The sequence below is a fragment of the Hoyosella altamirensis genome (assembly GCF_014191505.1).
Lineage (GTDB): Bacteria > Actinomycetota > Actinomycetes > Mycobacteriales > Mycobacteriaceae > Hoyosella > Hoyosella altamirensis.
On the sequence record NZ_JACHWS010000001.1, the window covers coordinates 1622654 to 1644794 of the forward strand.

At 62.2% G+C, this 22141-nt stretch carries 19 protein-coding genes; 13 read left to right on the forward strand and 6 right to left on the reverse strand.

Annotated elements, in window-relative coordinates; translation table 11 throughout:
* Window positions 1–13: 13 nt before the first annotated feature.
* A complete protein-coding gene (locus FHU29_RS07935) occupies window positions 14–1738 on the forward strand; it encodes a sensor histidine kinase (protein ID WP_064438966.1) in 1725 nt (574 codons plus the stop codon).
* A 4-nt stretch (window positions 1739–1742) separates the two neighbouring features.
* Here the strand turns inward: FHU29_RS07935 and FHU29_RS07940 are convergent, their stop codons facing one another.
* Together FHU29_RS07940 and FHU29_RS07945 are read right to left on the reverse strand one after the other, a co-directional pair.
* A complete protein-coding gene (locus FHU29_RS07940) occupies window positions 1743–2561 on the reverse strand; it encodes an alpha/beta fold hydrolase (protein ID WP_064438965.1) in 819 nt (272 codons plus the stop codon).
* Window positions 2562–2772: 211 nt separating this feature from the next.
* Window positions 2773–3789 carry a zinc-binding alcohol dehydrogenase family protein gene (locus FHU29_RS07945; RefSeq protein WP_064439137.1) on the reverse strand — a complete coding sequence of 339 codons (1017 nt, stop codon included), beginning with the start codon at window positions 3787–3789 and terminating at the stop codon, window positions 2773–2775.
* A gap of 232 nt (window positions 3790–4021) precedes the next feature.
* On the opposite strand from FHU29_RS07945, the gene FHU29_RS07950 reads away from it, so the two are divergent.
* Both FHU29_RS07950 and FHU29_RS23155 read left to right on the forward strand, forming a co-directional pair.
* Window positions 4022–5293 carry an alkane 1-monooxygenase gene (locus FHU29_RS07950; protein WP_064439136.1) on the forward strand — a complete coding sequence of 424 codons (1272 nt, stop codon included), beginning with the start codon at window positions 4022–4024 and terminating at the stop codon, window positions 5291–5293.
* Window positions 5294–5797: 504 nt separating this feature from the next.
* Complete coding sequence (locus FHU29_RS23155) at window positions 5798–6127, forward strand: hypothetical protein (protein WP_074390728.1); 330 nt, start codon at window positions 5798–5800, stop codon at window positions 6125–6127.
* Here FHU29_RS23155 and FHU29_RS07955 read toward each other — a convergent pair.
* Window positions 6093–6662, reverse strand: coding sequence for an HhH-GPD-type base excision DNA repair protein (locus FHU29_RS07955; protein ID WP_064438964.1), 570 nt, complete (start codon window positions 6660–6662; stop codon window positions 6093–6095). The genes FHU29_RS23155 and FHU29_RS07955 overlap by 35 nt on opposite strands.
* A 169-nt stretch (window positions 6663–6831) precedes the next feature.
* Here FHU29_RS07955 and FHU29_RS07960 point away from each other — a divergent pair, with 169 nt between their 5' ends.
* The 6 genes from FHU29_RS07960 (at window position 6832) to FHU29_RS07985 (ending at window position 12607) form a co-directional block, all read left to right on the forward strand.
* The gene (locus FHU29_RS07960) at window positions 6832–7569 is read left to right on the forward strand and encodes a hypothetical protein (protein ID WP_064438963.1); all 738 of its coding nucleotides are present in this window, start codon (window positions 6832–6834) and stop codon (window positions 7567–7569) included.
* A gap of 44 nt (window positions 7570–7613) precedes the next feature.
* Window positions 7614–8867: a glutamate-cysteine ligase family protein gene (locus FHU29_RS07965; protein ID WP_064438962.1), complete on the forward strand. Its 1254-nt coding sequence runs from the start codon at window positions 7614–7616 to the stop codon at window positions 8865–8867.
* The gene (gene egtB, locus FHU29_RS07970; RefSeq protein ID WP_064438961.1) at window positions 8864–10177 is read left to right on the forward strand and encodes an ergothioneine biosynthesis protein EgtB; all 1314 of its coding nucleotides are present in this window, start codon (window positions 8864–8866) and stop codon (window positions 10175–10177) included. The genes FHU29_RS07965 and egtB overlap by 4 nt, the downstream gene beginning before the upstream one ends.
* A 2-nt stretch (window positions 10178–10179) precedes the next feature.
* A complete protein-coding gene (egtC, locus tag FHU29_RS07975; protein ID WP_064438960.1) occupies window positions 10180–10932 on the forward strand; it encodes an ergothioneine biosynthesis protein EgtC in 753 nt (250 codons plus the stop codon).
* Between the two features lie 5 nt (window positions 10933–10937).
* A complete protein-coding gene (egtD, locus tag FHU29_RS07980; RefSeq protein ID WP_064438959.1) occupies window positions 10938–11939 on the forward strand; it encodes an L-histidine N(alpha)-methyltransferase in 1002 nt (333 codons plus the stop codon).
* 107 nt (window positions 11940–12046) lie between these two features.
* Window positions 12047–12607 (forward strand): AMIN-like domain-containing (lipo)protein, encoded by a 561-nt coding sequence (locus FHU29_RS07985; RefSeq protein ID WP_064438958.1) that lies wholly within the window; start codon window positions 12047–12049, stop codon window positions 12605–12607.
* Here FHU29_RS07985 and FHU29_RS07990 read toward each other — a convergent pair.
* Both FHU29_RS07990 and FHU29_RS07995 read right to left on the reverse strand, forming a co-directional pair.
* Window positions 12604–16167 (reverse strand): TM0106 family RecB-like putative nuclease, encoded by a 3564-nt coding sequence (locus tag FHU29_RS07990; protein WP_232322865.1) that lies wholly within the window; start codon window positions 16165–16167, stop codon window positions 12604–12606. The two genes, FHU29_RS07985 and FHU29_RS07990, sit on opposite strands and share 4 nt — an antisense overlap.
* A gap of 61 nt (window positions 16168–16228) precedes the next feature.
* Window positions 16229–16615, reverse strand: a complete 387-nt coding sequence (locus FHU29_RS07995) for a hypothetical protein (RefSeq protein ID WP_064438957.1) — start codon at window positions 16613–16615, stop codon at window positions 16229–16231.
* Between the two features lie 185 nt (window positions 16616–16800).
* Here FHU29_RS07995 and FHU29_RS08000 point away from each other — a divergent pair, with 185 nt between their 5' ends.
* From FHU29_RS08000 to FHU29_RS08015, 4 genes are read left to right on the forward strand one after another with little or no spacing between them, the layout of a single operon-like run.
* Window positions 16801–18537 (forward strand): ABC transporter ATP-binding protein, encoded by a 1737-nt coding sequence (locus tag FHU29_RS08000; RefSeq protein WP_064438956.1) that lies wholly within the window; start codon window positions 16801–16803, stop codon window positions 18535–18537.
* Entirely contained in the window at window positions 18534–20324 is a 1791-nt protein-coding gene (locus FHU29_RS08005) for an ABC transporter ATP-binding protein (protein ID WP_064438955.1), read from the forward strand. The genes FHU29_RS08000 and FHU29_RS08005 overlap by 4 nt, the downstream gene beginning before the upstream one ends.
* Window positions 20325–20333: 9 nt before the next feature.
* On the forward strand, window positions 20334–21365 hold the full coding sequence (locus FHU29_RS08010) for an NUDIX hydrolase (protein ID WP_064438954.1): 1032 nt from the start codon (window positions 20334–20336) through the stop codon (window positions 21363–21365).
* Window positions 21362–21688, forward strand: coding sequence for a tRNA-binding protein (locus FHU29_RS08015; protein WP_064438953.1), 327 nt, complete (start codon window positions 21362–21364; stop codon window positions 21686–21688). Before FHU29_RS08010 ends, FHU29_RS08015 begins: the two co-directional genes overlap by 4 nt.
* Before the next feature lies 1 nt (window position 21689).
* On the opposite strand, the gene FHU29_RS08020 is transcribed toward FHU29_RS08015, so the two are convergent.
* Window positions 21690–22136 carry a hypothetical protein gene (locus tag FHU29_RS08020; RefSeq protein ID WP_064438952.1) on the reverse strand — a complete coding sequence of 149 codons (447 nt, stop codon included), beginning with the start codon at window positions 22134–22136 and terminating at the stop codon, window positions 21690–21692.
* Window positions 22137–22141: the final 5 nt, after the last annotated feature.

The window sequence follows — 22141 nt, forward strand, 5'->3', positions numbered from 1 at the left end:
ACAGAATGGGTCTATGGTGCCTTCCTTCGAGACTCATGGTGAGCAGCCGGGCCAGGTCCGCGGAACCCTCTCTCAGCTCAGATTGCGTGAACTTCTCCGCGAAACCCAGCAGCGGATCGAAGAGATGATCGACTCGAAAGACCGCACTGATGGTCTCATCGAGGCAATGCTGGTTGTCACCTCGGGACTCGACATCGATGTCACATTGCGCACCATCGTGCACAAAGCGATCGAACTCGTTGACGCGCGTTACGGTGCGCTTGGGGTCCGCGGACACGACCATTCGCTGGTTCAGTTCATCTATGAGGGCATCGACGAACACACTCGCGAACTCATCGGTCCTCTCCCCGAGGGGCGTGGCGTGCTTGGACTGCTCATTGACCAGCCGAAACCGATACGCATGGATGACCTCTCGCGCCATCCGTCCTCCGTGGGCTTTCCGCCGCACCACCCGCCGATGAATACATTCCTTGGAGTTCCGGTACGGATTGGTGAGGAGGTCTTCGGCAATCTTTACCTCACTGAGAAAAACGATGGCCAGCCGTTTACCGCCGACGACGAGGTTCTCGTCGAAGCGCTCGCCTCTGCCGCGGGTATCGCGATCGCGAATTCCCGCCTTTACGAACAGGGCCAGATCAGGCAGGCCTGGATTGAGGCGACTCGTGACGTCAGTACAGAATTACTCGCTGGGCACGACCCCGATGTGGTGTTCCGAAACGTCGTCACCAAGGCGAACCAGCTCGGCGGCGGCGAGATATCCTTTCTTGCGCTACCAGAAGACCCTGAATTGCCTTTCAACGAGGTTCACGAACTCATTATCGTCGAAACCAGCGAGAAGGGCTCCGGTCTGATCCGGACCCGGATCCCGCTAGGGCGTACCTCTTTCGGGGCAGCGTTCATCGAGCAGAACCCGCAACGCTGTGAGCGACTCGAATTGCAATTTCCGGAACTGTCCCCGCACTGTTCAGGGCCGGCCTTGCTCCTGCCCTTGCGTGCAGAGGAGTCGAACAGTGGGGTCCTCGTCATCGCCCGCAGCCCGAACAGCCCGCCGTTCACCGATGAGCAGATGGGAATGATGGTCGGCTTTGCCGACCATGCCGCCCTTGCGTTGCGGCTCGCTGATGCGCAGGCACGGGTGCGCGAACTGGACATCATTGCCGATCGCGACCGTATCGCACGTGATCTGCATGACCACGTGATCCAGCGCCTCTTCGCAATCGGGCTCAGCCTCCAGGGCGCCATTCCCCGAACCCGGACGCCGGAGATCCGGCAGCGCATCTCCGATGCCACGGACGACCTTCAAACGGTGATTCAGGAAATACGGACGGCCATCTTCGACCTTCACGGTGGCACACATGGATCAGGCGGTCTGCGCAAGCGCCTCGACGAGGCGATCGCGCAACTCACGCGGGACAGCCCCCTCAAGACATCGGTACATATCGCCGGTCCGCTGTCCGTCGTGGAACCGGAACTTGCAGACCATGCCGAAGCTGTTCTGAGGGAAGCCATCAGCAACGCGGTACGACATGCTCACGGCAAATCGTTGACGGTGAACATTCGCGTCGACGACGACCTGAAGATCGAGGTTGTCGACGACGGCGTGGGCGTGCCCGCAGGAACACCGCATAGCGGGCTGCGGAACATGCGGTCCCGCGCTGAAGATCTCGACGGCGATTTTTCCGTCACGAGCACCGCCGACGGAGGGACGCGGGTCATGTGGTCCGCGCCCCTGCCTTAGCCAATCAAGCAGCGCTAGCGTGCTGAGATTCTGTCGCGGAGGCAGCGCTGCTGCCTTCCAGAAGGACTGAGACGACAGCGTCAGGGACATCGTTCATCGGCACATGACCGGCGAACGGCATCACTACAAGACGCGCGTGAGGGAAGACGCCGCGTACACGTAGTGCCTGATACACCGGAAGAATAAAGTCGAGGCCACCCCATTGGACCGTTACCGGGACTGAAGAATCAATTGGACCACTCAGCGTGAAGTCCGATTCTGCGACGCGTTCTGCAGTGACGTTATTAGCTAGCGATGCGGCGTCCGCCGCCGCATCCTCCGGGCTGATACGCCACGGTCTGCTGAAGAATGGCGCGAGCGCGGCGCCGCGGACAACCGGGTTGCGCAGAACCTCAAGCCGGACTGGGCTAAGCAGCCGCGACACAAAACGCAAACTGCGGAAGGTTTCGACCGTGCGCCGTTCATCGAGCGAGTTGACCCAAAAACCTGCGGGCGACAGCGCGGTTGCCGATGCGACGGCTCCCCGAGCCGCGAGTTCCAGCGAAAGCCAGCCGCCCAGAGAGTTACCCGCAATGTGCGCCCGCTCGCCGTGCGGCGTTACCTCATCTACGAAGCGTTCCAGGATGTCAGCCATCATGTGCGCGGCATTGTCACCCTCGCCGAGCTGCGGAGACAGACCATGCCCTGGTAAATCGACGGTGACTACCCTGCGATGCTCGGCAAGCTTGGCGATCACCGGTGACCACGCCTGCTGCCGGTGCACAACACCGTGCACGAGAACAAGAGTTGGGCCTTCTCCGTAGATCTGGTAAGCCAGGTCCATGTAGCTGCGTCCTCACCCTGATACCGGACCAGCCATTGCATGCAGGCACGTCGGTGTGCCGTGCGACTTGATCCAGCGCGCATGCGCCAATGCATGCGCGATTGATTCACCCTAGATTGAAACAATTAACGTTGTAAATATGGCGCGCCGAGTTCGATTTGGTGTCCCTTCCCCACCCGGGCGACGAATGTGAGCTACACCACTTGATGGGTCATGGGACGAGTACCGCGGCTCCACTGAATCGGCCCGCGGCAAGGTCGCGGAGCGCCTGGTCCGCCGATTCAAGCTCGTACTCGTGAGTCGTGACCGACAGCGTATGCGTGCCAGCGAAGTCGAGAAACTCCCGCGCCTGCGTGCGCGTATTCGATGTGACGCTCCGAATCTGACGCTCACGGAACAGGTGCCGCTGATAGTTCAGCGAGGGAACATCAGAGAGGTGAATCCCTGCAAGCGCAAGCGTGCCGCCCGCATCCAGTGCCTCGAGCGCAGGCAGTACGAGTTCCCCGACAGGGGCGAAAAGGATCGCTGAGTCGAGTGGCTCGGGAGGCGGGTCCGCTGCACCTTGAGCGGAGGCTGCACCGAGTTCACGAGCGAGCAAGCGGGCATGTTCTCCTCGCGTCATCACATGCACTCGTGCGCCCTGTGCGATCGCCACCTGGGCCGTCAAATGTGCACTGCCGCCGAAGCCATATATGCCCAGCGCGCCACCCTTCGGAACCTCCGCGCGGAGCAGTGCGTGGTAGCCGATGATTCCGGCGCAAAGCAACGGGGCCAATTCGGTATCTGAATAGCCGGCAGGAAGAGCCAGTGCGTATTCAGCGGGGACCGTCGCATACTCGGCGTAGCCGCCGTCCGCATCCCAGCCTGTGTAGTGCGATTTCAAGCACAGGTTCTCGGCGCCGCGGCTGCAGTAGCGGCACACACCGCACGTGTGACGGAGCCACGCAACACCGACGCGGTCTCCTGCAGAGAATCCCTCTCGGACTCCAGCACCGGCAGCGACGATTTCACCTACCACTTCATGTCCGGGCGTGACGTGAGCGCGGTGCACGGGCAGATCACCTTCGACGACATGCAAGTCAGTCCGGCAGACACCGCATGCCACGACGCGCACGAGTAACTCGTCGTCGGCCGGGTCCGGCACCGCTTCGGTCATCATGGTCAGCGGCGCCCGCGCGTCTGGGGCATGTCCGACTGGGCCCGGTTCTGTAACCCGCCAAGCACGCATTCGCTTCACCTCACCGTCCATTATCGTCGTTAGCGCTTACTTTCCCGAGATCTCAGCAAACTCGCTTGACCCGCTTCCGGGCGAGAAGTCGACACCCGCGCGCGAAAGCCCAGAGTCTTGACGAATGGGTGCCGCGGGGAATACTGGTGGACAAAATTGCCGTGTTGTGATGCATGCTGACGCTTCACCAACTATCGTCAGCGTCGTATACATGGCATGCTGGCGTGTCAGCATGCCACCGTCTTCACTGGAGAGGACAACGGTGTCGTCAACAGAAGTACAGTCAGGCGCTCCAGTTACCGAGTGGCGTGACAAGAAACGCTACTGGTGGCTGTTAGGCATGTTCGTGCCCGCGATCATGCTTGTGGTGATTGGCCTGGTGCGCGTGTTCAACGACCTCGGGCTCACGCCCGTTGGGCAGGTCTTATTCTGGGGTGGACCGCTTCTGGTCTACATCATCATCCCGACGATCGACCTGATTCTAGGGCCGGATGGATCAAATCCGCCGGATGAGTGGATGGACCGTCTAGAGAATGACAAGTATTACCGCTACATTCTCTACGCCTACATTCCATTGCAGTACATCACTTTCTTCCTGGCCTGCTACTTGATCACAGCGAATGATCTGAGTTGGCTTGGGTTCCCTGAAGGGCTGGCCCTAGTCGATAAGATCGGCCTTGCCGTCAGCATCTCGTTCGTCGGCGGTATCGGGATCAACACCGCACACGAACTGGGCCACAAGAAGGAAAACCTCGAACGCTGGCTGTCGAAGATCACCCTCGCGCAGACGTTCTACGGCCACTTTTATGTGGAGCACAATCGTGGCCATCACGTCCGGGTCGCCACACCGGAGGATCCTGCCAGTTCGCGTCTCGGTGAGACGTTCTGGGCATTCTGGCCGCGCACCGTGTGGGGCAGCCTCACTTCCGCCTGGCACCTCGAGAAGCAGCGCTTCCGGCGTATGGACAAGTCGCATTGGACCATCAAGAACGACGTGCTCAACGCATGGCTGATGTCGATCGCGCTCTTCGGAGTGGTCCTCGCGCTCTTCGGCTGGGAGCTTTTGCCATACCTCGTATTGCAGGCAGTTCTTGGTTTCTCACTGCTGGAGGTCGTCAACTACCTCGAGCACTACGGTTTGCGCCGCCAGAAGCTGCCAAGCGGGCGATACGAACGCTGCACACCGCAGCACTCCTGGAACAGCGATCACATGTGCACGAATGTGTTCTTGTACCATCTGCAGCGTCACAGCGACCACCACGCCTATCCGACGCGGCGCTACCAGATCCTGCGGAGCTGGGACGGTGCACCGAACCTGCCCAGCGGGTATGCGAGCATGATCGTCCTCGCATACTTCCCGCCCATCTGGCGGCGCGTGATGGACAAGCGAGTTCTCGCCCATTACGACGGCGACATCACCAAAGCGAACATCCAGCCGAGCAAGCGGGAGAAGTACCTGACCAGGTACGGCGCACCCGCGAGTGAGGCTGGAGCGACAACCTAATATCTCGGAATGTCAGTGCGGTCCCGGGCCTTCAAGGCTCGGGACCGTGTTGCGTTTTCGGACCACTGGCGCCAGCAAAGCACCTAACCGTTTGCCCACCTCTGAGCGACATTTGACGTCATCCGCTTGACGCCTGCACCAAGCAGCCGCGAACGTCGCCTTAGTTGTCGCTCAGAGGTGGGCCAGCAGTAATCGGCTCTGAAACCCCGCTCCCCGACGCACCAAACATGTCACACCCTCGGTGCAAGACTATCGCCGTGACAAGCAACAACCTACGGGCCTTCAAGGCTCGGGACCGTGTTGCGTTTTCGGACCACTGCCGCCAGCAAAGCCCCTAACCGTTTGCCCACCTCTGAGCGACAATTGACGCCATCCGCATGGGCGCTCCAAGCAGCCGCGAACGTCGCCTTAGTTGTCGCTCAGAGGTGGGCCAGCAGTAATCGGCTCTGAAACCCCGCTCCCCGACGCACCAAACATGTCAGACCCCGATGCAAGACTATCGCCGTGACAAGCAACAACCTACGAATAGTCAGCGGAATCGAACTGCGATATGTGCTCACGTGGACTCTGCTGAGATTCGGACAAATGACGGTGAGCGAGCTGGCGGAGTCACTGCATGTCCAGGGATTCGGGACGCGCGGACGCACATCGAAGAATATTTCGGATGCGCTCAGGTGGGAGGTCGGCAAGGGCAGGGTGCGCCGAAGGGGTCGCGGGCTTTACGGACCGGGCAGCATGCCGCGCCAAACAGAGTCCCGCATCCGTGATCGGGTCCGCGGGATGAGAGAAAGGGCAACAGCTACTTCTTCTTCGCTGCTTTCATCTGCCGCTTGAAGTCGCGCACCTCCTGGAGCGTCTGGTCATCCACGACATCCGCGATCGACCGCCGCGCACCGTCCTGCCCGTAATCTCCCGCCGCCTCACGCCATCCCGTGGCGTCGATCTCCAACTGCTTTCCGAGCAGCGCGAGGAAGATCCGGGCCTTCTGGTCACCGTAACCGGGAAGAGCCTTGAGCCGTTTGAGGATCTCCCGACCGTCCGGGCTGCCCTGGGTCCAGATCGCATCCGCCTTCCCGTCATAATTGTCCTCCAGATGCTGGCACAGCGCCTGAATTCGCTTCGCCATCGCACCCGGGAATCGATGTACCGCCGGGGGCTGCGCGCACAGCGCCGCGAATTCCTCCGGATCCATCGCGGCCATTGTCGCCGCATCGAACGACGCGAGCCGTTCAGCTAGCTTCTTCGGGCCCGCGAAAGCCGTCTCCATAGGGATCTGCTGATCAAGCAGCATCCCGATAAGAAGCGCGAGGGGGTCGGAGGACAACAACGCGTCAGCGTCGGGATTTCCCACTAATCTGAGCTGCACCATAAAAATAGTGTGACATGACGACGGAACACCACCCACCAATCCCCTCCCGCATCAGTCTCATTTCGCGAAGAACACGTTTTGGCAAATACGCGTTGCGTCGCTTTCTGTTGTGCCGCTGAGTTTCTAGTGTCGGCGGTGTTCCCTGAATTCCCTAATACAGAGGTGGGTCATGCACCGTCACATTTGGTCTCGCCGCATCGTCGCAACAGTCGGTTCCGCTGGAGTGGTCGTTGCACTCGGCGCTGCAACCGCCGCAGCTGAGCCGGAAACGGGCCCCGTCCTCGGCACTGAAATTCCCGCCGGAACTTTCGACGTCGCAGTAGAGCCAGCACAAACCGATGACACCGATCAAGAAGAGGCCGTCGGCACAGTCGATGCGCTTGACGAGGCTCCCGAAACCACCGAAGCCAGCGATGACGCTGAGGACGAAGCGGGTGAAGCGGAGTCCACGCCGCCCGCAACGGACTGGCTCAACGCGACACTGACTGTGCCCGCTATCAACGGCTGCCCGGATGAGGCAACCGTGACATTTGAGGAAGGGAAAGCCGAAACCGATACGCAGGTGTACCGGTTCGCCTTCGACGGGGTCGTCAAGTACGGCGACGTCACCGGAGACGGCAACGATGAGGCGCTCATTCTTCTCGACTGCGGCCCGCGCGACGCGCACTACACCGGCGCTCTCGTGGCGTTCAGTGAAGGCGATGAGGGAATCGAGCCGGTCGGTGTGGTCGTAAACCCCGCAACATGGACCGAGCGCCCAATCGATTTCACGGTATGGCATGGGGACATCGCAGTGGCAATGATCGATATTGACCTCCCAGCCGTCGCTGAAGACGCAGGTGAGATTTCGACAGAGTATTACCGCTGGTCAGCTGACACCGAATCATTCGAGCGGATCGACAACTGATATTCCGGGCGAAGATCACGTCACACCGGTAACGTTGTGGCGTGATGCACCCCGGTGTTGTTGACTCCTGGATTCGTTCACCTGAAGACGCAATCCACCTCATCAGCGAGCACACAATCACGCCTGCCGCGGACTTTACGGTTGGGGCTGAACTCGAATGGCTCGTGATTCGTAAATCGCATCCAGCCCATCGTGTTTCCGTGGAAGAAATCGCGCGTGCACTCGGTGTCTACGCGCCCAACGGCAACGGGCGTTCCGCACCGTTTCCCCGCGGATCCACGCTTACCCTCGAACCGGGCGGGCAGGTTGAACTATCGAGCGCACCAGCATCGTCCGCGTCCGCGGTCATCGACGCGCTCACTACCGATTCCACGGTGCTGCGCGCATGTCTCGCCCATGAGTCGCTCGAACTCGTAAGCGCCGCCGCCGACACGGTCCGAGCCCCACAGCGGATCCTCGATGCGCCCCGCTACCAGGCCATGGAGACAGCATTCGACCGTAACGGGCCCGCGGGTCGCGTGATGATGACGAACACGGCAGCGGCGCAAGTGTGCGTTTCTGCCGGGACGTCGATGGCGGACGCAGCTCAGCGGTGGGCGATGCTGAACGAAGCGGGGCCTGCACTCCTCGCGGCGTTCGCTTCGTCTCCCCGAGTCGCTGGGGGGCTTCCCGGCCGCTGGGAGTCACAACGCATGCGGTCCTGGTTCACGCTCGATCCGCAACGAACCACCTTGCCCGACGGATGCGGCGCCACGGACGAATATGCCCGATGGGCGCTGACGGTGCCTCTGTTGTGTGTGCGCCGCGATGGCGGCTGCTGGGATGCGCCTCCCGGCCTGACACTCGCGGACTGGATCGATATGGGCGGGACCTCGAAAGATCTGGGTTTTCTCCCCACGCCGTATCCCACTGCTGACGATGTGCTCTACCACCTCAGCACGCTCTTCCCGCCTGTTCGTCCACGCGGCTACTTTGAGGTGCGCTACCTCGATCAGCAACCGGGCAGTCAATGGCGGGCCGCCGTCGCTGTGGTGAGCACACTCGCCCAATCGGCATCCACCGTCAGCGCGTGCCGCGAAATTGTCGCTGGAACGACGCACCTATGGCATGAGGCTGCCCGGCTCGGAATGCGGCACCCTGATCTCCGCGCGGCCGCCGGGGAACTCCTCGCCCTCGCGGCCAGCCGCGCGGCGAGTCCCACACTCTCTGAACTCATCTCGCAATACCGCGGGGACAAACAGCGACTCGCTATGGCGACCGCGCCGACGGCACGCACGCCGCCACGAGGAGAAGTATGACCAGAGAAGAATTGCGCACCGATATCGCGATCATCCTCGACCGTGCGCGTAAGCGGACGAGTCTGCTCACCGAGACTGTGAGTGACGAGGAACTCTGTGCCCAGCACTCACCGTTAATGAGTCCGCTCGTATGGGATCTCGCCCATATCGGTAACCAGGAAGAGCTGTGGCTCGTGCGGGACCTCGGAGGGCGGGAGCCGGTCCGAAAAGACATTGACGAACTTTACGACGCATTCCAGCATCCCCGTGCAAGTCGGCCTCAGCTGCCGCTGCTCAGCCCCTCGGAGGCTCGCGGATACGTGAGGACGGTGCGCGACAAAGTTCTTGATGTCCTCGACCACACTCCGCTATATGGAACACCGTTGAGTGATCATGGCTTCGCGTTCGGGATGATCGCCCAGCATGAACAGCAGCATGACGAAACGATGCTCGCCACCCATCAGCTTCGGCGTGGCAGTGCGGCACTCCATGCTGCTCCGCCGCCACCGAAGTCGGCAGCAGTGGGTGGTGAGGCAGTTGTCCCTGCTGGCCCGTTCGAAATGGGAACTAGCAGTGACCCTTGGGCGCTGGACAATGAACGCCCCGCACACAACGTTCATGTCGATGCGTTCGCGATCGCGCGCGCACCGGTCACCAATGGCGAGTACATCGAATTCATCGGGGACGGCGGCTACTCCCGATCCGGGTTGTGGTCCGAGGCGGGATGGGCACACCGCAATGCTAGTGACCTCACAGCACCGCTTTTCTGGCGTCAGGATAGTGACGGCGTCTGGTGGCGGCGCCGCTTCGGTCTCGTCGAGGAAGTTCCGCTCGACGAGCCCGTGGTGCATGTGTCGTTTCACGAGGCTGAAGCATTCGCCCGGTGGGCAGGTAAGCGACTGCCCACCGAGGCGGAATGGGAGAAGGCTGCGCGCTGGGACCCCACGACTGGCCGTTCTCGGCGTTACCCATGGGGTGACGAAGCACCGTCTGCGGAACGCGCGAACCTCGGGCAGCGGCACCTCCAGCCTGCAACCGTGGGCGCCTATCCCGCCGGTGCGTCCCCGCTTGGCGTCCACCAGTTGATCGGGGATGTGTGGGAATGGACCTCAACGCACTTTCGTGGATATCCGGGGTTCCGCTATTTCCCCTACGCCGAATACTCGGAAGTCTTCTTCGGTACCGCACACCGTGTTCTGCGGGGCGGTTCGTTCGGCACCGACGAAGTCGCGGTCCGGGGGACGTTCCGCAACTGGGACTATCCGGTCCGTCGGCAGATCTTCGCGGGCTTCCGGCTTGCACGTGACGCGGAGCAGGACGAGAACATCTGACTATGTGCCGTCACCTCGCCTACCTAGGACCGCGTGTGTCCGTGCGTGACTTACTCACCGATGGGGAGCACTCGCTGCTCAATCAATCGTTCCAGCCTCGGGATATGCGGCGCGGCGGCGTCATCAACGCGGACGGCTACGGGGCTGCCTGGTGGGACTCGTCAGACCTGCGCAGGTACCGGTCCATCAAGCCAATCTGGGCTGACGCGTCAGGTTTTGAAACGCTCGGCGCTGTCGGCGGAAACGCCGTTCTTGCCGCCGTGCGAAGCGCCACGATCGGTATGCCTGTTATCGAAACTGCGTGCGCCCCGTTTATCGACGGTTCATGGGCATTCAGTCACAACGGCTTCGTCGCTGGCTGGCCCGCCTCGCTGGCCGAGCAGGCCCGGGATCTTCCGGTCACCGACCTCATGACATTGGAGGCTCCCACGGACTCTGCCGTTCTGTGGGCACTGCTGCGTCACCAGTGCGCGCCCGACGCAAGCACTGGGGAGTGGGCAGCTGCCGTCGCTGAACTCACCAACAGGGTGCGTGAGAGCGCGCCCGGCTCCAGATTGAACTTCCTGCTCAGCAATGGCTTGCAGATAATCGCGACAACGTGCGTTCACGCACTTTCCGTTCTGCTCACTGACGACAGTGTGCTTGTCGCAAGTGAACCCACCACTGATGACAAAGGTTGGCGGCACATCAAAGATGGACAACTCATCGTTGCCGAACCTGGACGCCTCAGCATCACGCCACTAAACCGCCAGTAGGAGCTATGACGAAGCCGCATCGCATTGATATGCACGTCGACCCCATCAACCGTGAGGCGTCGCTGATTTCTGATGTGCAGCAGGGCCTTTCACACCGCCCGCGCTCGCTGCCTCCCAAATGGTTCTATGATGCCGCGGGGAGTGAACTGTTCGAGGCGATCACCCAGCTACCTGAGTACTACCCCACACGCACGGAACGGGCTCTGCTGCGTGAGTGCGCTTCCGAGATTGCCGCGCTGACGCACGCGGAGACCCTCGTCGAGCTGGGTTCGGGTTCGTCCGAGAAGACGCAGCTGCTGATCGATGCTCTCCTCGCTGCCGGGAACCTCACAACGTACGTGGCCCAGGATGTCTCCGAAAGTGCACTTCTCGGTGCGATGAACGACATCGCCGATCGTTATCCAACGCTGGATCTGCACGGCGTGGTGAGTGACTTTTCGGCAGGGGAATTTCGGGACGGATTACGTTCCCTGCCGCACTATCCGGACAGCCTGCTCGCCTTCCTAGGCGGCACGATCGGAAATCTCGTACCCGAGGAACGAGCACATTTCTTTGCCGCTGTGAGGCAGAAACTCAAGCCTGGAGAACATCTGCTCATCGGCGTGGGGCTTATCGCAGAGGAATCTGCCATGATTGCGGCTTACGATGACGCAGCCGGCGTTACTGCTCGTTTCAACAAGAATGTCCTCAACGTGCTTAATCGCGAACTAGGGGCAGACTTTCCAGTTGATAAGTTCAGGCACGTCGCGGTCTGGGACCGGGCCAACTCGTGGATTGAAATGCGTTTGCGTGCTGTCGAAACCATGACGGTCCAGGTAAAACGCGCGGAGCTTTCGCTTCAGCTAGCTGAAGGTGAGGAGATCCGAACAGAGATTTCCGCGAAATTCGATCTCGCGGCCTTTTTGGCGGAACTTGAAGACGCTGGCTTCTCCCGGGTTACTGACTGGCGCGATCCAGTGGACCGTTTCGCGCTCATCCTCGTAAATGCCTTACCGGCCAGTATCTGACGTTTTGGCCACGGGAACATTACGGTCACATAAGGATTTCCCACCGCACTGCCACACGCCTATACCATAAGGAGAGGGTCGGAAACAGCATTTTTAGGTGGTGTGTGATGAAGAAAACACTCTCGGCCCTGGCGGGATCGGTTCTCATAGCCGGTGCACTAGCTGTAGTGCCAGCGTCGACCGCTTCTGCGACTCCTGCCCCGTATTGCGGGATCACGTGGGGTTCTCTGAATAAGTCGCAGATGCAGATGACGACGGCATCGGTGGTGAATGTCCGCTCAGGGCGGCACAACTGCTTCGATCGGCTCGTAGTTGATGTTGCCGGGCCGGTAACGGGTTACTACGCGGAGTACGTAGACACTGTGCGACATGATGGCTCAGGACACCCGGTGCCGCTACGCGGAGGCGCGTACCTCCAATTCATCGTTCAGGCACCCGCGTATGACCAGCATGGCAACCAGACGTACAGACCTGCCAATAATCGTGAGCTGGTCAACGTCAACGGCTACCAGACGTTCCGGCAGGTTGCATGGGCTGGAACATTCGAAGGCCAGACGACATTCGGGGTCGGCGTCCGCGCTCGCCTGCCGTTCCGTGTCTTCACCCTCGACGGCCCTGGCGACTATCACAGCCGGGTTGTCATCGACGTCGCACACTACTGGCACTAGCGCGAGAGTTCGCCCGCCTCGCACACGGTTAGAAAAGCTCCGAGTTCTTCGAGCCCGTGCGGGGTGGTCGGCATGAACTCGGTGAGCGTCGGCGACCGCACAATCATCGCGAGCCACTGCCCGCGTGAAATGGCGACGTTAAGCCGATTGCGGTTGAGCAGAAAGCTCATGCCACGGGGCACGTCTTCGATAGCGGACGCGGTCATCGACACAATAGCGACAGCAGCCTGGCGGCCCTGGAACTTGTCGACAGTGCCCGCCATCACCTGGTTAAGCCCGGCCATGCGCAGCTCAGCGAGAATTGTGTTGACCTGGGCGTTATAGGGTGCAACCACGATGACATCCTGCTGCTCGAGTAATCGTTCGGCGCCGCGTTTCGGGCGCCAGGGTGTGCCGAGAATCTTCTGGATCTCGGCACATATCGCACGGGCTTCCTCTCCGGATGCGGTTGAATTGCCCGTATGGGGAACCGTGATTGTCCTCAAGCCGGGCGGTATTCCGGTGAGGAGCCGCGCAGTGGTCACGGACTCTTCACTTGTCAGCCGTCCTTCATAGGAGAGGCCCGAGACCACACCGCAAAGCGCAGGGTGCATGCGGAAGGTGCGCTCAAGGAAATAGCCGAATTCGGAGGGGATAGTGCCGTGGTCCCCTATCAGCCAGCCCAGCGCTGACTCGTCGACGGGTTCCGGGTGGGTCCCCTGACTGACCTGCGGGAGCTGTTGCGGATCCCCCAGAAGCATCAGGTTGCGGGCGGCCGCTGATACAGCGATCGTGTTCGCGAGGGAAAACTGGCCAGCTTCGTCGATGACGAGAAGGTCCAGCGAACCCGCAGGAACCTGGTTCGGGTTGGCAAACGTCCATGCCGTGCCACCGACTACGGCTCCCCCGCTGCAGCTCTCCAGCGCACCGGCAATAGCGTTACGCGACCCGAGGGTCGTCCACAGAGATGATCCGAGTCGGTTGTCGGGTTTGAAGACCTGGGATCCCGGCACATGCGCTTCGACGATGCAGTCGAGCATGTTTTCGACAACCGAGTGGGACTGGGCAACCACGCCCACTCGCCACCCGTGCTTCAGGACAAGCTCCGCAATGACCTTTGAACCCGTGTAAGTCTTGCCGGTGCCGGGAGGACCTTGTACCGCCAGGTAGGAATGGTCGAGGTCACGCAGCGTCGCGATGATCGCTGCCGCAGTCTCGTTCGGAGCTGTGGGCGCGACAGGACCCGCGCCCGACAGAGTGCGCGGAGGTATCCGTCGCAAAACGTCCACCGCAGCTGTCCTCGGAATCTGCGGCCACTGGTCGGCGAAGCTCTCGGCGATGCGCTCGATTGCGTCCTTCAGGGGCTGCGCGGATGGGGGCGGCCCTGGAGTAATCGCGACGGGTGCGTCGCTGTGCGGCTCAGCGCCCTTCGGACATTTCTCTTCGAGGTAGATACATTCGTCGGATACAGGCAAACCGAGCTCATGGCAGCGTGTACTGCTCAGCAACTGCGCGGTGGTGAAGCCGCGGGCTCCTGGGACTGGCTGACGCGCACTTTGCGGGCTCGGTGCGTCGTACAGCGCAAACACATCGCCTCCCGCGCGGAGGGTGGCACCGTTTGGTGCTTCACCAGCGATCCGCAGCACGCGGCGAGGCACACGCTGCCTTGGTCCCATTGCCCAATCGCTCACCACGTCACAGCCTTCGATAAGGAACGCTTCAGAAGACTCCGCGAGGTCCGATACCGACGCCGATAGGCGATCGAAATGCCCCCACCAGAATGGTTTGTCCTCACGCCAGTGGTAATTCATTGCCGCGGCGAACATCGCGGCTGTCTGTTGTTCCCCCGACCGCCGCATCTGGGGCAGTTCACCCGCGTATTCGAGGAGCTGCACTTCGAGCGGGGAAGTGTCGAACTCGCCGTTCGCGTCTTCAGCCGCTTCTGCAACGGGGTTGGCAAGGGGCACGCTTTCTGCCTGCGCGCACCGGGCAAGCCAGTTGCGGAGATGCAGTGTCGAATCGCAGTCATACCGGTTGTAATCCTCGATTGAGGCGAGTACTCCAGCGGCTTCCTCTGCTGCCCCAGATTCGGCCAGCCCTGTAAAGCGGGCGTATTCGGCAATCGAGTCGCCCGCGGTGGTAACGTCGCCGCCTCGCAGATGTTCGCCCATGTACAACGGCTCGAGCTTCTTGATGCTGTACGACGGCTTGCCAACGCGAACTGCCTTGCGCACCAAAGGATAAAGGTCGACGAAGACATTGGCGCGCAGCAAGGTGTCGAGTGTGGCTTCGCATATGCCGTGGCGGCCGACGAGGCGACGCAGCGCGGTCTTTTCGTAGGGCGCGTAATGGTAGACGTGCATATCCGGAAAACGCGCGCGCCGTTCGGTGACATACTCGAGGAAAGCGTGCAGCGCTCGCTTCTCTTCAGCACGATTGTGTGCCCAGAACGCACGGAAAGTGGTGTGCACGCCGGGGTCGTGGTCGATACGGGCGTCCGGTGCCTCCACGATTCCGAAGAGGTACTCGAGCCCCCAGTCTGTCGAGCCGTCCTCAGCCCAGAGTGGGTCACCTTCAAAATCGAAGAAAATATCGCCGGGACTTGGCTGGGGCAGTTCACGCAACGCGGCTGGGTTGTGAACAACGTAATGCGGCTGCCCCGTCCTTTCCTCCTCAACCTGCGCCCCAGCCTGTGCACGCAGCCTGGCAAGCGCGTCCGGTGAAATCCCAGGGACTGTCGTCTTCGGATCTAGCGCGGCGAGCTCGTCGAGCGTCCGCACCCCTGCCCGCTCAAGCCGGGCCCGCTGCACCGTGGTGAGGCCCGCCACCAGGATGACGTCGCGGGTTCGCGTGATTTCATCAGCAGCGAGATCACTGCGCACGTCGGCGCTGTACCGGGGGTCGCCCCACGCTACCGGCGCGTTCTGAGCAAGATGCCCACTCAGGATCAAGTCGAGGCGAGCCCGCCGCTGACGGTAAACGGGCAGAACGTCTGATAAACGGTGGTCAGTGATGGTGCCGTCACCGAGAACAAGATGCATGACCGGTGAGACGGCGACACCCGCAGAGATCAACTGATCCGCATAGGCTGCGAGCTGCAAGAGTGCCGGTACACGCGCGTGACGTGAGAGCTTGGTGTCATAGACCGCGTACGCGGCACCATCGGACGTGTCCTCACGTACCAGGAAGTCACAGAAACCCGCGAAACTCCCATCGAAGAACGTGCCCTGATAGATCACCGGCGCATTGTCCTCGATTGCCGCGAACGTCTCCGCTCGTGCCGCGACGAGCCCCTCCTCCGTGAACGAAGGACGCCCGAGGCTGACGACCTTGTCTCCGTGCTGATCGACGAACTTCTCCAGCAGCCGGTGCTCATGCGCATCGCCGAGCTCGGCCGTCCTGGCGAACATTGGATCCTCGATGGCCGCCGCGGCTGGATACCGGCCAAGCTTCATATCGAGAGTGCGCAGGAAATCGAACTCACTCGCCGCGGCGACCGCAAGATCGGTCGCGCTGTAGACCACCCGGGGGGCGTTCGAGTTGGATGCCTCATAGCCGGCAGCTGCTGGAAGAAGAAACACGCGCCTAGCCTAGGCGGCTCCTCTGACAGATATCGCATTCGTGGCTGGCGAACGGTGAGCGTCAGCGCTTGCCGGAATCACTCCGGCCGAGTACGTGAAACGCCGCGAGTCCCAGCACGGCGATGACAGCGAATGCGGAGCTGGGGAGAACTGGACCGAGCATCGCACCACCGAATGGGGCACTGAAAAGCAGCGCCACCGCGAGAATAGCTATGATCAGGCCAGCGAGGATACCCACACCGCTGAGTTGCGCGACTGATAGCTGAGGCGGCAGCGGACTGCGGGCGGCGGCAAGGATCTGCGCAAGCGCCCGAGTGGCACCATGACGCCGCAGCGGTTCCTCGACGGTTCGTCCACGGTAGCTTCGGCGAAAATCTCGCGCTGTCGACGTGTGGACACCGCGGCTCACGGGTTTGCGGCGACTGCCGGAATTGTCTGCGCGCGCCATGTGCTCGCAACCTCCTCCGGCATAACGTTCAACTTTAGGTTGATTCTAAGCGCATCTGCGGGACCCCGTAACCGTGTTTCGCGGTTAGCTGCATCACGGTGAATTAGGTTCTTGCGTTAGCGAATTCAGGGTAAATCCCTCAGCCGCGTGCAATTCTTCAACACTTAGGGTTGACTTACCTGTTTGTGACCTCCGACCCCGCTGCGCCACAGACTGGCACCGCGATCCTGCGCCGCACACTGCGGCGTCATCGATCTCGCCTCAGCGGCGCCACCGCGCTATTGGCAACGCATCAGGCCGCCGAAACTGCTGTACCAATCGCGATAGGGCTGATCGTGGATTACGCGATCGCAGTCGGCGACCTACCGCGCCTCGCTTTCTCCCTCGCCGGGCTCGCAGCGCTGTTCGTCGTGCTTTCCTTCGCCTGGCGCTACGGAGCCCAGCTGCTCAACGTGGCATACCAGCGTGAGTCCCATGCGCTGCGTGTAGAAGCCGCCCGCCACATCCTGAACCCGCGTGGGATTTCGTCATCTATGGCGACCGGGGAGTACATCACCGTATCCACGTCAGACGCCGACAACGAAGCCAGCATTCTCGACGCCATACCTCGCGGCATCGCGGCAACCGTCGCAATTGTGTTCACCGCTGCGGTTCTCGTAACAATTCATGTCCCGCTCGGGCTCGCGGTCGTTATCGGCACCCCGCTAATTCTCATATTGCTCCATGCCGCGACTCCCCACCTCGTCCGTCGTACGCACGCACAGCAAGAAACTGTCGCGCGGACGTCCGCGATGGCGACAGACCTGTTGAGCGGACTCCGTCCGCTGCGCGGCGTCGGGGGTGAAGCCGCCGCATCCCAGCGGTACCGGAGTGCCAGCCGCCGAGCGCTCGAAGCACGAATAAGTTCCGCGACCGCGCAAGGCGCGTATACGGGCGCAAGCATGACCGCCAGCTCGCTTCTCGCCGTCGCGGTAGCCGGCGCCGCGGGCTGGCTTGCCCTTAGTGGCTCCCTCACTGTGGGCCAGCTGATCATCGTCGCGGGGTTAGCTCAATTCCTGCTCGAGCCGTTGTCGACCCTTGCCGCCGTTCCCGGGCTGCTTGCCCGCGCCCGCGGATCCGCTGACCGTCTAGCACTCGTCCTGTCTGCACCCCCACTCCTCCCCGCGGGTGAGCGGGCCGCCCTAGCACCGGGCACCTTGACGCTGCAGGAAGTGGAACACCGCTCGCTGCGGTCGGTCTCACTGACTGTCGCACCAGGCGAATTCGTCGCGCTCTTCGCCTACGATCCGGCTGACGGCGAAGCTCTCGCTAGCGTCCTCTCAGGGCAGATCGCACCCAGTGAGTACCGCGGTGCCGTCTGGATCAACGGCGTACCAATCGCGACTGCAGAAACGAACGCCGCGCGCGCAGTCTTGCTGAGCGAACCCCACCACACAGATCTCTTCGCGGGAAGCCTGCGCGACAACATCACCCTGGGAAGTAGAAGTACGAACGCCACGAACGACACGGACGACACCGTCCTGCGCGAAGCTTTGCACGCGTCGGCCGCCGACGATGTGGCGGGTCTTCACCGCGACGGGCTCGACCACGTTATCGGTGAGCGCGGTGGCACGCTGTCAGGTGGCCAGCGGCAGCGCCTCGCGCTCGCGCGGGCCCTCTATGTGCGTTCCCCGATTCTCGTTCTGCACGATGCGACCACCGCCGTAGACGCTGTGACGGACTACGAGATCGCGCGCGGCGTGAAGGCGGCGCGCTCGGGCCCGGGGCAACGCCACACCACCGTGGTAATCACGACGAGTCCGGCATTCTTGTCCGTCGCGGACCGCGTGATCGTCATCAAAGACGGGACGGTTACCGGTGAGGGTTCCCACGCCGCGCTCGTCACGAACGATCCGCCCTACCGGAAGGCAGTGGCACGATGACCCAGCAGTTGCTCCCCATCGCGCGCACAGTTGCCACGGCGCGATGGCTGGTGCGCGAAGTGCTTCTGCGCTGGCGCCACAGCCTCCTCACCGTGGTGGTTTCGACGCTGGCGGCAGCCGCGGCAATCGTCCCCATCTGGGTACTCGGAATCCTCGTCGACAGAGTGCGCGACGGCGCCCCCGCCAGCGGAATCGGCGGGCTAGTAGCAGTGATGGTCGCGGCCGCGCTCGCCGCGGGCGTGCTCAGTGGGATCGGTTACCGGCTCATCGCATCGCTGGGCGAAACAGTGCTCGCTGATCTTCGTGAGAGATTTGTCGACCGGGCGCTGCGACTGCCGCTGCACCAGGTTGAGGCCGCGGGCCGCGGTGACCTGCTGGCACGCGCGGGTGACGACGTCGCCGTAATCAGCCGTGCTGTGTCAAACGTGGTCCCCACCCTCATGACAGCGATGCTTACCACCGTGCTGAGCATCGCCGCTATGGTCGGCCTCGACTGGCGCCTCGGTCTTGCTGGTCTCGCTGCACTGCCGATGTATGTGCTCGCGCTGCGTTTTTATCTCCCGCGTTCCGGGCCGCTGTACGCGGAGGAGCGCGTAGCGATGGGTGAACGCACACAGGCACTCGTCAGCAGTATCGATGCGGCGAAGACCATCCGCGCCTATAGGTATGAAGAACCTCGCCTTGCTCTGATCGACACTGCTTCCGCCCGGGCACGCGACATAGGGATCACCGTGTTCCGCCTCGTCACCCGATTCGCCGCGCGTGGCAACAGAGCCGAATTCGTCGGACTCGCTTCAGTTCTCGCGGTCGGCTTCGCGCTGGTCAGCAACGATACAGTGACCGTTGGGCAGACCACCGCGGCCGCACTGCTGTTCCACCGCTTGTTCAACCCGATCGGCATACTGCTTTGGACGTTCGACGACATCCAGTCAGCTGGGGCAAGCCTCGCTCGCCTCGTCGGGGTTGTTCAGATACCCGCCATCGGGACCAGTTCGCAAACAACCACACCGTCGGAGCCCACCGATGCGAGCCTGGAACTGCGGAGCATCAAGCACACGTACGACGGGGAAAGCTTCGCGTTGCGCGGAGTCAATCTGCACATCAGTCCTGGTGAGCGTGTCGCTATCGTCGGTGCGACGGGTGCGGGAAAGTCGACTCTGGCTGCGATCGCAACGGGCACTCTGGCGCCGACGTGCGGTGACATCCGCGTTGGTGGTGTCGTGCTGAGCGACCTGGGCGGCCAACTGCGCGGCCATATCGCCATCGTCACGCAAGATGTCCATGTCTTCGCCGGTTCCCTGGCCGACGATGTCCGGCTCGCTGCGCCGGAGGCTCCCGACAGCGACATCCGCGCCGCGCTCGCGGCTGTCGGTGCACTCGTGTGGGCTGATGCGCTGCCTGATGGTCTCGGAACGCGGGTCGGTGAGGGCGGCCATCCACTGACGGCGGCGCAGGCGCAGCAACTCGCCCTCGCGCGCGTCCTGCTCGCGGACCCCGCGATCGTGGTCCTTGATGAGGCGACAGCGGAAGCAGGAAGTGCAGGGGCTCGCGACCTCGAGCAATCCGCGCTCGCCGTAACAGAGGGGCGCACAAGCCTAGTAATCGCGCATCGTCTCACACAGGCGATGACCGCGGACCGCGTCGTGGTGCTCGAACACGGCATGATCACCGAGGAGGGGACACACGCCGAACTCGTGGCACGTGGCGGCCACTACTCCGCGTTGTGGCGCGCATGGTCTGGGCAGGTCACGGGAACGCCTCAGCACCTCCCTCAAGTTTCCCGATAGGCTGCAAATGTGGGAAGACGCCCGACCGACAACAGCGAATCCGCCAGAACGCCCGTCCTCACCGATGGCGTCGTCACGCTGAGGCCGTGGAATGACGCGGACATTCCAGCAGCCGAGCGCGGTCACGACGAGGAAATCCGCCGCTGGACGGATGCACAGTCGGCGAACACCCTGACCAAAGCGGTCAAGCGCGGGCGCGAGAAACCAGACCCGGAGCGCGGCGTCAGCCTCGTCATCGAGCACGACGGAATAGCTGTCGGATATGTCGAGGTCCGGCGTACCACCGACGACACTGGTGAGCTCTACTGGGTTCTGTTCGCAGGCCAGCGGGGCCGGGGGCTCGCTACCAGGGCGCTAGCCCTGCTCGCCGAATATGCCTTCGACGAACTTGGTTTCGCGCGCATCGAAGCCCACGTCGACGTGGAGAATCTTCGTTCCATACGCCTCGCGACGCGCGCCGGGCTGCGCCGTGAAGGCCTGCTCAGGAAAGGGCGGCGCCAGGGGAAAGAGCGCAGAGACACTGTGGTGCTCGCCCGCCTCGCCGACGACCCGCCGCTACGCGACCCCGGCGGATTTCGCGAGATACTCAACGCTTTCCTGCCTCGGAAGCGCGCGATTTCGCAGATGCTCATCCGCGATGATGCAGACCGCGTGCTTCTCTGTGAACTCACGTATAAGCGGGACTGGGACCTTCCTGGCGGGGTTGTCGAGGTCGGAGAGTCGCCGTTTCTCGCGGTCAGTCGGGAACTACAGGAGGAATTGGGCCTCGATGTGCCTGCCGGACGACTGCTGCTGACGGACTGGCTGCCGCCCTGGGGCGGCTGGGACGACGCGGTGTGCCTGGTTTTCGACGGCGGTGCTCATCCGTCCTCATTGCTGGACACGATGGTGGCGGATGCCAAGGAGGTGCGCACCGCTGAGTTCTGCACGGTTGAAGAAGTACGCGCCCGTTGCACCGACTTCACTGCTCGCCGGATCGAATCGGCTCTCCACTCGCTGGAAGGCGGTGGGCCGCAATACACCGAATCAGGACGCCCATGACACTCGATCAACTCGGCACAATCGAACTACGAGTGGGAACAATCCAGACGGTAGAGGAGAACCCAAAAGCCCGGAAACCGGCCTACGTCCTGACAATCGACCTTGGCCCCCTCGGGCAGAAGACCTCAAGCGCGCAGATCACGGACCGGTACGAGCCCGATGACCTAGTGGGCCGACAGGTGGTGTGTGTATGCAACCTGGAGCCGAAACGCGTCGCAGGAGTGAAGTCGGAGGTCCTCACCGTCGGTGTGTACACCGCTGACAACACCGTCACGCTGGTCTCAGTGGACCATCCCGTCGCTAACGGAGCCCTGCTGGCGTGAATCAGCTCTGCGGGCCTGCCTCGTGTCCGGGGCGCCCCGGAGTGCGGCGCTGCTCTTTCATCTCAGCCTCGTGAATATGGCGGACACCGCCGGCCAGTTTTTCCCGGGCCTCTCGTTCTATCGCGCGGAACGTGGACCAATATCCGTCGTCGAACTCCTCGACGACCTGGAACGTCCACCGGCCAGAAAGTACATTCAGGCCGATGACGGTGTCTTCGATCCGCTGAGCGAGTTCGGTGTGGCCCGCGTCCCTCAGTTGTTCTACGGCCTCGGAGAGCTTAGCGTCGCCACCACCGATCAACTGATGGAACGAGTAAAGGTGCCCCCGTGCTCGTTCCACCATTTCCAGGGCCTCCGACATGAGGCCGAGCGCGGCCACTGTGGTGTCGTCGACACCTTCAGGCCGTCGATGGTCGGATGGTCGCGCGATCGGAAAGTCGTCAGTCACGTGTC